11 protein-coding genes are annotated in these 13659 nt (G+C 62.9%); 9 read left to right on the forward strand and 2 right to left on the reverse strand.

The features are described from left to right. Positions 1 to 6: 6 nt before the first annotated feature. The 6 genes from JG747_RS06350 to ftsH all read left to right on the forward strand — a co-directional run bounded on the left by JG747_RS06350 (position 7) and on the right by ftsH (position 8057). Positions 7 to 1164 (forward strand): cell envelope integrity protein TolA, encoded by a 1158-nt coding sequence (locus JG747_RS06350; RefSeq protein ID WP_202361391.1) that lies wholly within the window; start codon positions 7 to 9, stop codon positions 1162 to 1164. An 80-nt stretch (positions 1165 to 1244) separates the two neighbouring features. Next, a complete protein-coding gene (gene tolB, locus JG747_RS06355) occupies positions 1245 to 2516 on the forward strand; it encodes a Tol-Pal system beta propeller repeat protein TolB (protein WP_223217914.1) in 1272 nt (423 codons plus the stop codon). A gap of 235 nt (positions 2517 to 2751) precedes the next feature. Beyond that, entirely contained in the window at positions 2752 to 3258 is a 507-nt protein-coding gene (gene pal / locus JG747_RS06360) for a peptidoglycan-associated lipoprotein Pal (RefSeq protein WP_202361392.1), read from the forward strand. A 212-nt stretch (positions 3259 to 3470) separates the two neighbouring features. After that, positions 3471 to 4580, forward strand: coding sequence for a tol-pal system protein YbgF (ybgF, locus tag JG747_RS06365; RefSeq protein ID WP_202361393.1), 1110 nt, complete (start codon positions 3471 to 3473; stop codon positions 4578 to 4580). Between the two features lie 58 nt (positions 4581 to 4638). Next, a complete protein-coding gene (tilS, locus tag JG747_RS06370; protein ID WP_202361394.1) occupies positions 4639 to 6006 on the forward strand; it encodes a tRNA lysidine(34) synthetase TilS in 1368 nt (455 codons plus the stop codon). 122 nt (positions 6007 to 6128) lie between these two features. After that, on the forward strand, positions 6129 to 8057 hold the full coding sequence (ftsH, locus tag JG747_RS06375; RefSeq protein WP_019861731.1) for an ATP-dependent zinc metalloprotease FtsH: 1929 nt from the start codon (positions 6129 to 6131) through the stop codon (positions 8055 to 8057). Positions 8058 to 8144: 87 nt separating this feature from the next. Here ftsH and JG747_RS06380 read toward each other — a convergent pair whose 3' ends face one another. Next, positions 8145 to 8603, reverse strand: coding sequence for a hypothetical protein (locus tag JG747_RS06380; RefSeq protein ID WP_083246448.1), 459 nt, complete (start codon positions 8601 to 8603; stop codon positions 8145 to 8147). A gap of 295 nt (positions 8604 to 8898) precedes the next feature. Next, positions 8899 to 9735: a hypothetical protein gene (locus JG747_RS06385; protein WP_019861729.1), complete on the reverse strand. Its 837-nt coding sequence runs from the start codon at positions 9733 to 9735 to the stop codon at positions 8899 to 8901. A 369-nt stretch (positions 9736 to 10104) separates the two neighbouring features. On the opposite strand from JG747_RS06385, the gene glmM reads away from it, so the two are divergent. The 3 genes from glmM (at position 10105) to JG747_RS06400 (ending at position 13568) form a co-directional block, all read left to right on the forward strand. Next, positions 10105 to 11457: a phosphoglucosamine mutase gene (glmM, locus tag JG747_RS06390; RefSeq protein ID WP_019861728.1), complete on the forward strand. Its 1353-nt coding sequence runs from the start codon at positions 10105 to 10107 to the stop codon at positions 11455 to 11457. A gap of 247 nt (positions 11458 to 11704) precedes the next feature. After that, positions 11705 to 12538 (forward strand): outer membrane protein, encoded by an 834-nt coding sequence (locus JG747_RS06395; RefSeq protein ID WP_038650246.1) that lies wholly within the window; start codon positions 11705 to 11707, stop codon positions 12536 to 12538. Positions 12539 to 12794: 256 nt separating this feature from the next. Further along, positions 12795 to 13568: an outer membrane protein gene (locus JG747_RS06400; RefSeq protein WP_064981221.1), complete on the forward strand. Its 774-nt coding sequence runs from the start codon at positions 12795 to 12797 to the stop codon at positions 13566 to 13568. The last annotated feature ends 91 nt before the right edge of the window (positions 13569 to 13659 follow it).

Consider the following 13659-nt stretch of genomic DNA (forward strand, 5'->3'; position numbering starts at 1 on the left):
AAGAAGATGAAGACCGGCCTCACCACATCGGTGATCTTGCACACGGCGGTGCTGGCCTTCGGCCTGTTCACCCTGTCGGCGCCGGCCGCGCTCCCGTCCGCCGATGTCGAGTCGGTCGCGGTCGATATCGTGCCGATGGAGGCGATCGCGCAGACGCTGCAGGGCGACAAGAAGGCCGTGATGCATGAAAAACCGGCGCCACTGCCGACGCAGCGCCCGGATATCGTGCCGGCGTCGCAGAAGGTCGGCGAAAACAGCGTCGATACCGACAAGCCGATAACGCCGGAAGCCAAGCCGAAGCCCGTCGACATGACCTCGGCCCCGCCGCCCGCGCCGACTCCCAAAGAGACGCCGAAGACCGAGGACGTGCCGAAGCCGCAGGAAAAGCCGAAGCCCATTCCGGCGACCGAAGTGGCGCCTGCGCCGACGCCCAAGGAAGAGGTCAAGCCCGAGCCGGTCAAGCAGACCGAGCCGAAGCCGACGCCGGCCAAGCCGGCGCCGACCCCGCCGCCGCAGGACAAGACCGCAGCCATCGATCCGACACCCGAGGTCAAGCCGGATGCCGTCGCCGAGGCCATAGCCAAGGATCCGCCGACCGAAGAGACGCAATTGCCGAGCTCGGCGCCCGCGCCGGAAGCGCGGCCGAAGCCGCAGCCGGCACAGGCCGAAAGCGCCAAGGCGCCTGAACGCAAGGATGCCGACAAGCCGGTCAAGGAAGCGTCGTTGAAACCGAAATCCGACGACAAGCAGTTCAACGCGAACGAAATATCCGCGCTCCTCGACAAGCAGAAGCCCTCCGGCGGCGGGGCCAAGCGTTCTACGCAGCAAGCCTCGCTCGGCGGCGACAAGGACCAGGGCCAGAAACTGTCGAAGTCGGAGCAGGGCGCCCTGGAAAGCCAGTTGGGTGGGTGCTGGACGCTGCCGGTTGGCCTCGAGGGCTCGGAGAACTTCGTCGTCGTCGTGCGCTTCAACCTCGACAACTCCGGCAAGCTCGATGGCCGTCCCTCCGTCGAAAAGTCGAGCGGCAACCGGCAGTTCGATGAAAGCGCGGTGCGCGCGGTGCAGAAATGCGACGTGGCCGGCTTGCAGGTTCCTGCCGGCAAGCAGGACATCTGGAACGACATCCGGGTCACTTTCGATCCAAGGGAAATGCTCGGCCTCTAGGCCTGGCGCCCAACCAATCAAAAGAAGAGAAGCGAGAAGATATGAGATCCTTCCTCAAGCCGCTCCTGACGATTGCAGCCATGGCGCTGGGCATGACCGCCATTGTCCCCATGCCGGCATGGGCGCTCGTCGAGCTCAACGTCAACAAGGGCAATGTCGAGCCGCTGCCGATCGCCATCACGGATTTCCAGGGCGGTGACGCGCTTGGCGCGCAGATTTCCCAGATCGTCACCGCCGATCTGAAGCGTTCCGGCCTGTTCGCGCCGATCGACAAGAGCGCCTTCATCGAGAAGATCTCGAACCCGGATGCCGCACCCCGCTTCGACGACTGGAAGGTGATCAACGCCCAGGCGCTGGTCACCGGTAGCGTCAGCAAGGAGGCCGATGGGCGCATCCGCGCGCAGTACCGGCTTTGGGACACTTTCGCCGGACAGCAGATGTCGGGTGAGCAGTTCTTCGCCAACGACGCCAACCAGCGGCGCGTCGCCCACATCATCGCCGACGCCATCTACGAGCGGCTGACCGGCGAGAAGGGCTATTTCGACACGCGTGTAGTATTCATCGACGAATCCGGCGCCAAGAACGCGCGCAAGAAGCGTTTGGCCATCATGGACCAGGACGGCGCCAATGTCCGCTATCTCTCGGACGGCCGCTCGATCGTGCTGACGCCGCGTTTCTCGCCGAACCGGCAGGAAATCACCTACATGTCCTATGAGAGCGGCCAGCCGCGCGTCTATCTCCTGCAGATCGAGACCGGGCAGCGCGAACTGGTCGGCAATTTCCCCGGCATGACCTTTGCGCCGCGCTTCTCGCCCGACGGCCAGAAGGTGATCATGAGCCTGCTGCGCGACGACGGCAATTCCAACATCTTCGCCATGGACCTGCGCAGCCGCTCGACGACGCGGCTGACCAATTCGACGGCAATCGACACATCGCCTTCCTATTCGCCCGACGGCAGCAAGGTGGTGTTCACCTCCGACCGCGGCGGCCGCGCGCAGATCTATGTCATGGGCGCCGACGGCTCGGGCCAGACCCGCATATCCTTCGGCGACGGCGTCTATTCGACGCCGGTGTGGTCGCCGCGTGGCGATCTTATCGCCTTCACCAAGCAGACCGGCGGCGAATTCCAGATCGGCGTCATGAAGACCGACGGTTCCGGCGAGCGCATCCTGTCGTCCGGTTTCCAGCAGGAAGGACCGACCTGGGCGCCAAACGGCCGCGTCTTGATGTTCTTCCGCGACTCCAATGGCGGCCCGAAACTGGTTTCGGTCGACCTCACCGGCCGCAACGAGCAGCCGATTCCGACGGCGAATTTCGCGTCGGATCCCGCCTGGTCGCCGCTGTTGGAATAGCGTCGGCCGAATTGCCACACATGCGGAAAAGGGGCCGTTTCGGCCCCTTTTCCATGCCTTCGTCGCGTTTTGGCCGCATTTCCGCCTAGGGTCCGCGCCAACTGTGACCCTGGCTTAAAAGGTTGCGGACGGGCAGCCTAAACCAAATTTTAACCGTGTTTCTTGAATGCCGGTTAACCCAAACGTGGTTACTGGGTGATCAACGAAATCACTCGAAATGCGAAGGAGAGGCGGCATGGGCCGTATCGCAGCACTTACCAGAAACCCGGCCATGATCGCGCTGGTGGCGATGCTCGCCATCGCCGGTTGCGCTTCGAAGAAGACGCCCAACAGCGCCGCTGATCTTGGCCTCAACGGTGCCGGCGCCGCAACACCCGGCTCGGCGCAGGACTTCACCGTCAACATTGGCGACCGTATCTTCTTCGATACAGACTCGTCCTCGATCCGCGCGGATGCGCAGACGACGCTCGCCCGCCAGGCGCAGTGGCTGAACCAGTACAAGCAGTACGCCATCGTCGTCGAAGGTCACGCCGACGAACGCGGCACGCGCGAATACAATCTGGCGCTCGGCGCCCGCCGCGCCGCCGCCGCCCGCGACTTCCTCGTTTCCAAGGGTGTCGCTTCCAGCCGCCTGAAGACCATTTCCTACGGCAAGGAACGTCCGGTCGCGGTGTGCGACGACATCTCCTGCTGGTCGCAGAATCGCCGCGCCGTTACCACGCTCAGCGGCGCCGGTTCCTGAGTTGGCCGCGCGTCGAGAGACGCGATCGCGCCGGCTGGCAAAAATGCAACACAGCTTCGCGAAAGGCGGCCTTCGGGCCGCCTTTTTCATATCCGGGTGACCGAAACAAAATTTGGCCGAAGTCTCGCGTCCTGCTATGAGCCGAGGGCGCCTGGCTGGTCCCATCCTGATTGGAAGGCGCGAACAGACTAACGACACACCGCGAGAGGCACATGCATTTGAGATCGGTTCTGAGCGGCACGCTTGCGGCGCTGCTCCTATCAGGCTTCACCGCCCTGGCAAACGGTCCGGGGGCAAGCGGCCCAGGGCAGTCAACCGACAGCGGCTTTTCCTTCCATCTGCCGAGCCTCGAGTTGCCGAGCCTCTTCGGCGACAAGAAGAAACCCGACCAGGTCCAGCTCGCGCAGCAGTCGAACGGCGCCGGCGCCACCGGGCTCGAGGACCAGCTGCGCCAGATGAACGGCAAGATCGAAGAGCTCAATTTCCAGATCCTGCAGATGCAGGAACAGATGCGCAAGCAGCAGGAAGACAACGAATTCCGCTTCCAGCAGCTTGAAGGCGGCGCACAAGGCGGACAGCCTCCGGCGCAGAAGAAATCCGATGCCACCACCGACACCAACACCGACGTCGCGGCGGCCCCGGCAACCCAGGCTCCGGCCGATGCCGGCGCGCCCGGCGGCAATCAGTCCGCGGGCGGCAAGACGGTCGAGGACGTCATCGTCGAATCGCCCGATGGCGACCCCGGCAAGGTGATTCCCGGCACGGGAGCCCCGGAAAAGACCTTCGGTTCCATTACCGTCGACAAGAACGGCAATGTGATCGATGCCGGCGGCAACACCCAGTCGACCGCGCCGACACAAGACGCTGCTCCGGCAACCAAGGCCCCGGCCAAGGCCGGCAAGTCCAACGGAACGATCGTCGCGGCGCTGCCTTCCACCAACGACCCGGAGGAGCTTTACCGCAATTCCTATCAGTTCATCCTGTCGGGCGACTACGGCACCGCCGAGCAGGGTTTTCGCGATCATATCTCGCGCTTCCCGCGCGATGCGAAGGCGGCGGACGCGCATTACTGGCTGGGTGAATCGCTGCTTGGCCAGCAGAAATACCGCGACGCGGCCGAGGTCTTCCTCGCCGCCAGCAAGGACTACCCCAAGGCCAAGAAGGCGCCCGACATGCTGTTGAAGCTTGGCGTGTCACTGGTCGGCCTCAAGCAGCACGACGTCGCCTGCGCCACCTTCAGCGAAGTCGGCAAGCGCTACCCCGATATCTCCAATGCACTCAAGGAACGCGTCAAGCAGGAGAAGGCCCTGGCTGCGTGCTGATTTTTCCCAGGCATGTCCTGGTCCCGGGACCGGGACCGTTTTTGGACGACATGCGTTGATGCTCGATACCGAGCCTGATCTTTCGACCAGACTTTTTTCGCCTATCGATTTTACCCGCGGCGCCATTGCGGCCGTGTCCGGCGGCAGCGACTCGACCGCCCTGCTTCTCCTTCTCAAACAGTATCTCGACCGAACCGCATCGCCCGCGAAACTGCTGGCCGTGACCATCGACCATGGCTTGCGTCAGGGTTCGGCAGCCGAGGCGCAAGCCGTGGCGAAGTTGTGCGCCGAGCGCGGCATTGCCCACCGCACCCTGACGTGGTCCGGGCGCAAGCCATCGACCGGTCTGCCGGCGGCGGCGCGGGAAGCGCGCTACCATCTGCTGGCCGAGGCGGCGCGCGCGGAAGGCATCGGCCTGATCGTCACCGGTCATACCGCCGACGACCAGGCCGAGACGGTGCTGATGCGGCATGCACGGGACCGGGAGCTCGCCGACATGGCAGGTCGTGGGCTTGCCGGCATGGCGCCGGCCACCCTCTATGATTGGCGCGAGTGGATCGTTCGGCCGCTTCTGGGGATGCGGCGCTCGGCGCTTCGCGATTTCTTGCGGCATGAACATGTCGGCTGGGCCGATGACCCGACCAATATCGACGAGGCCTTCGAGCGGCCGCGCGTGCGCGCAGCACTTGCCGGCGAAAGTGTCGGCTATATGGAAAATGCGCTGCTGCTCGCCGGCCAGGCCGCCGTCGAGCGCAGGCAGCTTGGCGTCAGCGCAGCCGGTCTGATCCATCGCTTCGCCAGCCAGCCGAGCACGGGCCTCATCTGGCTCGATCCCGCTCTGCTGACCGCGGAAGACGACCGGGCGGCCGTCTATGCGTTGCGCATCCTGATGGCCACAGCCGGAGGCGTGGCCTTCCTGCCGGACCAGGCGCGCAGCGAGGCGCTGTTGGGCCGGCTGAAGACCGGATTTCTTTGCGCCACATTGTCGCGGACGGTGGTCGATTTCCGGCGTGCCGGCCTCTTCCTGCGCCGCGAGGCGCGGGGTTTGCCGCCCGCCGCAATCGCTGTCGACAACACCGTCTGGGACGGCCGCCGCCACATCACATTGAACGACAGGCCCGGCGCATTGTTGATCGCACCGTTGGGTGCGACAGCAGCGAGGCGGCTGGCGATCGATGAGGGAGAAACCCCGGCAAGCCTGATGCGCGCCGCAATGGCCGCGGAACCGACATCGCGGCAAGCCCTTGAAAACCCTGGTTTGCCGCCGCGTCAGCCGGGGTCACCAGCGTTCGCTGCGCGACCGGTCGTGTCGCCTTTTTCCCGCTTTCTGCCGTCCTTCGATCTGGCGCCGGCGCGGGCTGTCGCCGAGCTGATCGGCGCGTCACCGCTTCCCGCTTCGCCATTGGGCGGCCACGGTGCCGATTGATGGTGGTCGAAAGCTTAACCCAGACATGCTGTTCTGCTTGGCAAGGGGAGACGCTCTCCCTATGTTAGGCTCAAGTTTCCTCTCATGATGCTGTCCGTGCGCGGACGCCAACGGGACAATTGATGAATCCGAACTATCGCAACCTCGCGCTCTGGGCGATCATAGCGGTCCTGCTCATCGCTCTCTTCAATCTGTTCCAGACGCCGCAGACGCGCGGGGCTTCGAGCGATGTGCCTTATTCGCAGTTCTTGCAGGATGTCGCGGCCGGCCGGGTTAAGACGGTGACCATTGCGGGCGCCCGCATCACCGGCACCTACACCGACAATTCCACCGGCTTCCAGACCTATTCGCCCGGCGATCCCCAGCTGGTCTCGCGGTTGCAGGACAAGAACGTCACCATCAATGCGCGGCCAGAGACCGACGGTTCCAATTCGCTGTTCGGCTACCTGATCTCCTGGCTGCCGATGATCCTGATCCTCGGCGTCTGGATATTCTTCATGCGCCAGATGCAGTCCGGATCCGGGCGCGCCATGGGTTTTGGCAAGTCGAAGGCCAAGCTTCTGACGGAGGCGCATGGCCGCGTCACCTTCCAGGACGTCGCCGGCGTCGACGAAGCCAAGGAAGATCTGGAAGAGATCGTCGAGTTCCTGCGCGATCCGCAGAAGTTCCAGCGCCTTGGCGGCAAGATTCCGCGCGGCGTGCTTTTGGTCGGCCCTCCCGGCACCGGCAAGACGCTGCTCGCCCGCTCGGTCGCCGGCGAAGCCAATGTGCCGTTCTTCACCATTTCGGGTTCGGACTTCGTCGAGATGTTCGTCGGTGTCGGTGCAAGCCGCGTGCGCGACATGTTCGACCAGGCCAAGAAGAACGCGCCCTGCATCATCTTCATCGACGAAATCGACGCGGTCGGGCGCCATCGTGGCGCCGGCCTCGGCGGCGGCAACGACGAGCGCGAGCAGACGCTGAACCAGCTGCTGGTCGAGATGGACGGCTTCGAATCCAACGAAAGCATCATCCTGATCGCCGCCACCAACCGTCCCGACGTGCTTGATCCGGCGCTGCTGCGTCCGGGCCGTTTCGACCGCCAGGTGGTGGTGCCGAACCCCGACATCGTCGGCCGCGAGAAGATCCTCAAGGTGCATGTGCGCAACGTGCCGCTGGCGCCCAATGTCGACCTCAAGGTCGTCGCGCGCGGCACGCCGGGCTTCTCCGGCGCCGACCTAATGAACCTGGTCAACGAATCGGCGCTGATGGCGGCGCGGCGCAACAAGCGCCTCGTCACCATGGCCGAGTTCGAGGACGCCAAGGACAAGATCATGATGGGTGCCGAGCGCCGCTCGTCGGCCATGACCCAGGCCGAGAAGGAGCTGACCGCCTATCACGAGGCTGGCCACGCCATATTGGCGCTCAACGTGCCGTCGGCCGACCCGCTGCACAAGGCCACCATCATCCCGCGTGGCCGTGCGCTCGGCATGGTCATGCAGTTGCCGGAAGGCGACCGTTACTCGATGAGCTACAAGTACATGATCTCGCGCCTTGCCATCATGATGGGCGGCCGCGTTGCCGAGGAGTTCAAATTCGGCAAGGAGAACATCACTTCGGGCGCCTCTTCCGACATCGAGCAGGCGACCAAGCTGGCGCGCGCTATGGTCACGCGCTGGGGCTTCTCCGACAAGCTCGGCCATGTCGCCTATGGCGACAACCAGGAGGAAGTGTTCCTCGGCCATTCGGTGGCGCGCACGCAGAACATCTCGGAAGAGACCGCGCAGATCATCGACGCCGAAGTGCGCCGCCTGATCGACGAGGCCTATTCGACGGCAAAGTCCATCCTGACCAAGAAGAAGAAGGAATGGATCGCGCTGGCGCAGGGGCTGCTCGAATACGAGACGCTGTCGGGCGACGAGATCAAGCAATTGATCGCCGGCGAGAAGCCCGCGCGCGACCTCGGCGACGACACGCCGCCCAGCCGCGGCTCGGCCGTGCCGAAGTCCGGCGGCCGCCGCAAGAAAGGCCCCGAGCCCGAAGGCGGCATGGAGCCACAGCCGTCGAGCTGAGCCAGGGCGGACAGCAGATCCTCGGGAACAAGCCCGAGGATCACGGCTCAACGTCTGCGTGACCGCTTCATCCGCGGTATTCGATTTTTATGATTCAGCTTTCAGCCGCGCATTGCACAGGCTGTAATAACCGCCGCCCTTCTGGATCCAGCGAAGGCCGTTCAACGTACCCGCCTCCTTGTTGCCGTGGTAACCCTGCAGGCAGGTCTTCATCCGCGCCTTCGCGGGCTTTTCGGTCTTGAACTCGGCGGCGAGGGTGGTTGGGAATGTCACGCCTGCCGGCGCTACAGTGGGGGCGACCGCCGCGTCGGTTTCCTTTTTCGGCTGCGGCGCGGTTTTGACGGTATCCCCGCTGACACTCTCCGCAGCGGGCGTCGCGCATTTCTCCTTGCGGAAAGCGGCCCAGTCCATGCCGTTCAGAGTGCCGCCTTCTTTGGCTGTCCGATAGGTCTCGCCGCATTCCTTCATCGTCAGTGCGCTTGCAGGGGCGACGCTCCAAGCAACCGATGCCGTCACAGCCAATACCGCCAAGTTCAAATTGGGCATAAGATCCTCCCGGTTGATAACAAGTTAGACATCTTTTTGTATACTGTTTGTTCCCGATATGTTCAATCGGAATCTTTGGGAGCTAGCGATAAGCCCGGCGGTGGGCAGTGTGGGCGAATTGATGCCGACAGTTCCCGCGATAGTGCGAGCAAGGCCCGCGGGCGTCGTCGCGAGCAACAAAAGGCCCGCGAAGCAGATGCATCGCGGGCCTTTGCCTGTCCTTGCCAGACTTTCCGTCTAACTCAATTCGATCTCAACCGGCTCATGCCTCATCGATCCGGGGGGAATGCGTAGCTTAACCCTTCAGCTTGGCATTGCACAGGCTGTAGAAGCCGCCGCCCTTCTGGATCCACTTCAGGCCGCCAAGCGCATTGGCGTCCTTGAGGACATAGTACTGGTCGAGGCAGGTGTGCATGCGGCCCTTTCCGGGGGTCTCGCTGGCATATTTCGGCGAGATCGCGGACGGGAAGGTGACGCCCTTGGGCGCAGCCGTCGTCGGCTTCGCCGGCTCCTTGGTGTAATTTGCTTCGCTCGGAGCTGGCACGCTGTCGTCATCGGAGGCGGCGGCGCCGCATTCGGCTTTGCGGAAGTCGTTCCACTTCTGGCCCTTCAGCGTGTTCGCCGTCTTCGCCGCCTGGTACTTGGTGCTGCACTCGGCCATGGTCAGGCCCTTGCCTTCGGCGGGAGCCGCGGCTGCCTTGGTGGTTGCCGGCTTGGTGGTGTCAGCGGCGGCGGATGCGCCGGCGGCGCATTCGGTCTTGCGGAAGTCGTTCCACTTCATGCCGTTCAGCGTGCCGGCGGCCTTCGCCGCCTGGTACTTGGCGCTGCATTCCTTGGCCGTCAGGCCTTTCGCGGCGCCCGCGTCGGCGGCCGCTGCCTTGGCCGCCTTGGCCGGCTTGGTTTCGGCTGCCTTCTTCGTGTCGGCCGGCTTGGTGTCCGTGGTGGCGGCGGCATCGGTGCCGCATTGCGCCTTGCGGAACTGGTTCCAGGTCTGTCCGGCCAGTGTCCCCGCATCCTTGGCGGCGTTATACTTCGTGCTGCATTCGGCCATCGTCAGTGCGTTGGCTGGCGCGGCCAGGAACAACGTCACTACGGCGAGGCCGGTCAAAGTGGCAAGTCGGTGGATGAGCATAGCGTTTCTCCGTTGCAGCAGCCCATTATACGTCCCAGCGAATCAATAACGCTCAACGGTCGGTTGCGCCAGATGCTAAGTGGCGTATATATCGCCCAAAGCTTGCTCCTCCCGATAAGGTGATGAAATCATTGCCCCTTGCCGGGTCAAGAACAAGATTTTCCGCGTGCAGCTGCGGCGTATAGCTCGCAGAACTGGTATATTGCAGCGCCGCGGTGCCTTCATGTTGGGCTGCTGCCTTGTTGTGTGCAGCGCACAACAATGATTTTCTAAGGATTGGTAACATATAATCACACAATGTGATCATGGCGCGCCGGTCAATTATGGCATTAAAATGCCCGGCGAAGAACCTTCAGGAATTGAACTCGCATGGCAGGGAATTACTTCGGCACGGACGGCATTCGCGGGCGCGCCAACAAGTTTCCGATGACCGCGGAAATCGCCATGCGGGTCGGCATGGCCGCCGGCCTTTCGTTCCAGCGCGGCAGCCACCGCCATCGCGTCGTTCTGGGCAAGGACACCAGGCTTTCCGGCTACATGATCGAGAATGCGATGGTGGCGGGTCTCTGCGCCGCCGGCATGGACGTGTTCCTGCTCGGCCCGATCCCGACCCCGGCCGTCGCCATGCTGGTGCGTTCACTGCGCGCCGATATCGGCGTCATGATCTCGGCTTCGCACAATCCCTATTACGACAACGGCATCAAGCTGTTCGGGCCGGATGGCTACAAGCTTTCGGACGAGATCGAAGAGCGCATCGAGAGCATGCTCGACAAGGATATCGAACTGACACTCGCCGATTCCGACGGGCTTGGCCGCGCCAAGCGTGTCGACGGCGTGCATGACCGCTACATCGAGTTCGCCAAGCGTACATTGCCGCGCTCGATGTCGCTTTCGGGCCTCAGGATCGTCGTCGATTGCGCCAATGGCGCGGCCTACAAGGTGGCGCCCGAGGCGCTGTGGGAGCTCGGCGCCGAGGTCGTGGCCATCAATGTCGAACCCAACGGCTTCAACATCAACAAGGAATGCGGCTCGACGCATCCGGCCGGCCTGCAGAAGAAAGTGCATGAAGTGCGCGCCGATATCGGCATCGCGCTCGATGGCGATGCAGACCGGGTCGTCATCGTCGACGAGAATGGCGCGATCGTTGACGGTGACCAGATCATGGCGATGATCGCCGAGTCCTGGCACCAGAGCGGACGGCTTGCCGGCGGCGGCGTGGTTTCGACGGTCATGTCCAATCTCGGCCTCGAACGCTTCCTCGGCGACATGAAACTGCAATTGCACCGCACCAAGGTCGGTGACCGCTATGTCGTGGAGCATATGCGCGCGCATGGGCTCAATGTCGGCGGCGAACAGTCCGGCCACATCGTGCTGTCGGATTTCTCGACCACCGGCGACGGCCTGGTGTCGGCGCTGCAGGTGCTGGCCTGCATCAAGCGCCAGGGACGCCCGGTCAGCGAACTGTCGAAGAAGTTCGAGCCGGTGCCGCAACTCTTGAAGAATGTCCGTATCGCCGGCGGCAAGCCGCTCGAGGAAGCTCCCGTCAAGGCGGCGATCGAGGATGCGCGCAATCGTCTCGGCAAGACCGGGCGTCTGGTCATCCGTCCGTCCGGCACCGAGCCGCTGATCCGTGTCATGGCCGAGGGCGACGATCCGCAACTGGTGGAGGCCGTCGTCAACGACATTGTCGAGGTCATTTCGGAGACCCGCAGCGCCGCCTGACCTCCCCCGTGCCCTCAGGCGTTACGTCGCTGCCGTCGCATCCAGCCCGCCCCTGAGGCGGGCTTTTTGTTGGCCGGAACCGGTCTTCTTGTTTGTCGAAATCATTCCCCAATTCCTCGAATTTTAGAGATTCGTGGTTAATCGACAGGGTTAAACGCCTTTTAACTTTTCCAATTCATTATCCACGCCTGAAAGCCAATCTCGTTCGGCCGCGATCGCGTTCCGAGGGTTCCTAGGGGTGACAAGCATGTTCAATACAGCAAGAAAGGCCCTGTTCGCGTTGCTGTTCGCGGGCCTGGCCTGGCCGGTGTTCGCAGCCGACCTGCCTGAGCCGCAGGTCGAAGAGGCACCGCCACCGGTCTACGAACAGCCGGTCGACGTCGGCGGCTGGTATATCCGCGGCGACATCGACTATCACAAGTCCGATGTGCGCGGCATCGACTACATGACCTACGGCATCGATCCCTGTAATTGTACGGTCATACCGGGCGGCAAGAGTTTCGATTACGGCAAGCTCAAGGGCGGCTTCTCGCTCGGCGGCGGCGTCGGCTACAAGATCAACGATCACCTGCGCACGGACGTGACCGCCGACTACTGGTTCAAGTCGAACTTCAACGGCGGCACCTCGGATCTCGTCTCGACGTCGACCGAAGTGTCGAAGATGAGCGCCCTGCTGCTCTTGGCCAATGCCTATGTCGATATCGGCACCTGGCACGGCATCACGCCTTATGTCGGCGCCGGTATCGGCGGCGCGCGCGTCAAGTGGGATACCGTCTACGATCCGAACACCACCGAGACCAACCCCGGAGCATCCAACTGGCGCTTCGCTTATGCTCTGATGGCCGGTGCCTCCTACTGCTTGACCGACAAGATCATCCTCGATGCGGGCTATCGTTTCTCCCATATTCAGGGCGGCCGCATGTTCGAATGGGATGCGAGCAGCGCCGGCCCGGGTTTCGACCGCGGCATCAACACCCACGAGGTGCGCGGCGGCCTGCGCTATCAGTTCGGTGGCAACAATGGGTGCGCGGCACCGGTGGTGGCCTACCAGCCCGAACCTGAGCCGGTCTACACCAAGTAAGAAATCTCCAAGCAAGAAATCTACTGCCTCCAATATACACGAACCGCCCGGCTCGACCGGGCGGTTTTCGTTTGAGCTGTCGCCAATGAAGTGCCCGGACAGGGAGGGCAATCTAGAGCGCCATGCATTAGCTGAAATGAATTCGCTAACGCTCCATTAGCCTTAACCGTGACTTAACCACTATGGTTAACAATGCTTCCTGAAACGATGGCTGCCGTGTTGATCGCAGGTGTCGTCAAATCCGGGAGTCGGGACTATGACACTCACATCGCGTATTGTGCTGGCGCTTGCCGGACTCGGTCTCTTGCCGCTGACGCCGGCAATCGCTGCCGACTACGATCCGCCGATCTACACCGATCAGGCGCCCGACTATGTGCCGGTCGAGGTCGGCTCCGGCTGGTATCTGCGCGGCGACGTCTCTTATCTGGTGCAGAAGAGCTTCAAGAACGATGATTTCGCCTTCACGCCGGCGAGCTTCGACGAGAAAGAAGATCCGATCTTTGCCAGCATCGGCTTTGGCTATCACTTCAACGACTATCTGCGCGCCGATCTCAATCTCGGCTATCTGCCAGGCAACAAAATCGGCGTTGGCTATGACGATACACTGAGCGTTGTGCCGCCGGCAACCTCTACCGTCGCATCGGCGAACCTGAAGAATTACGCCTACTCGCTCATGCTCAACGGCTATGTCGACCTTGGCACTTATGTCGGGATCACCCCGTATGTGGGCGGTGGCGTTGGTATCGTACAGAGCACGCGCCAGCTCTCGGCCAACTATTTCACCAACAATGGCGACCCCACCGACGATTTCGTCCAGACAGACGACAAGACGAAGTACTCCTTGGCCTATACGCTGAATGCGGGCCTTGCCTACCAGGTGTCGAAAAACGTTTCGGTCGACCTCGGCTATCAGTACTTCTCCGCCCCGGATGCCGAATATGTCACGGCCGCAAGTCTGACCTCCTTCCCGGTCCACAAGGGCATCAGCAATCACCAGATCAAACTCGGACTGCGCTACGATCTCTGGTAGACAAGGGACCGGGCGAGACTTTAGCGGCGGATCCCAGCGGTCCGCCGTTCGCGTTTGAGATCACGCGATCCTGATCGCGGACTGCCGGTAT

Origin of the sequence: Mesorhizobium sp. 131-3-5 (assembly GCF_016756575.1) — a bacterium.
In the GTDB taxonomy this organism is placed as follows: Bacteria; Pseudomonadota; Alphaproteobacteria; order Rhizobiales; family Rhizobiaceae; genus Mesorhizobium; species Mesorhizobium jarvisii.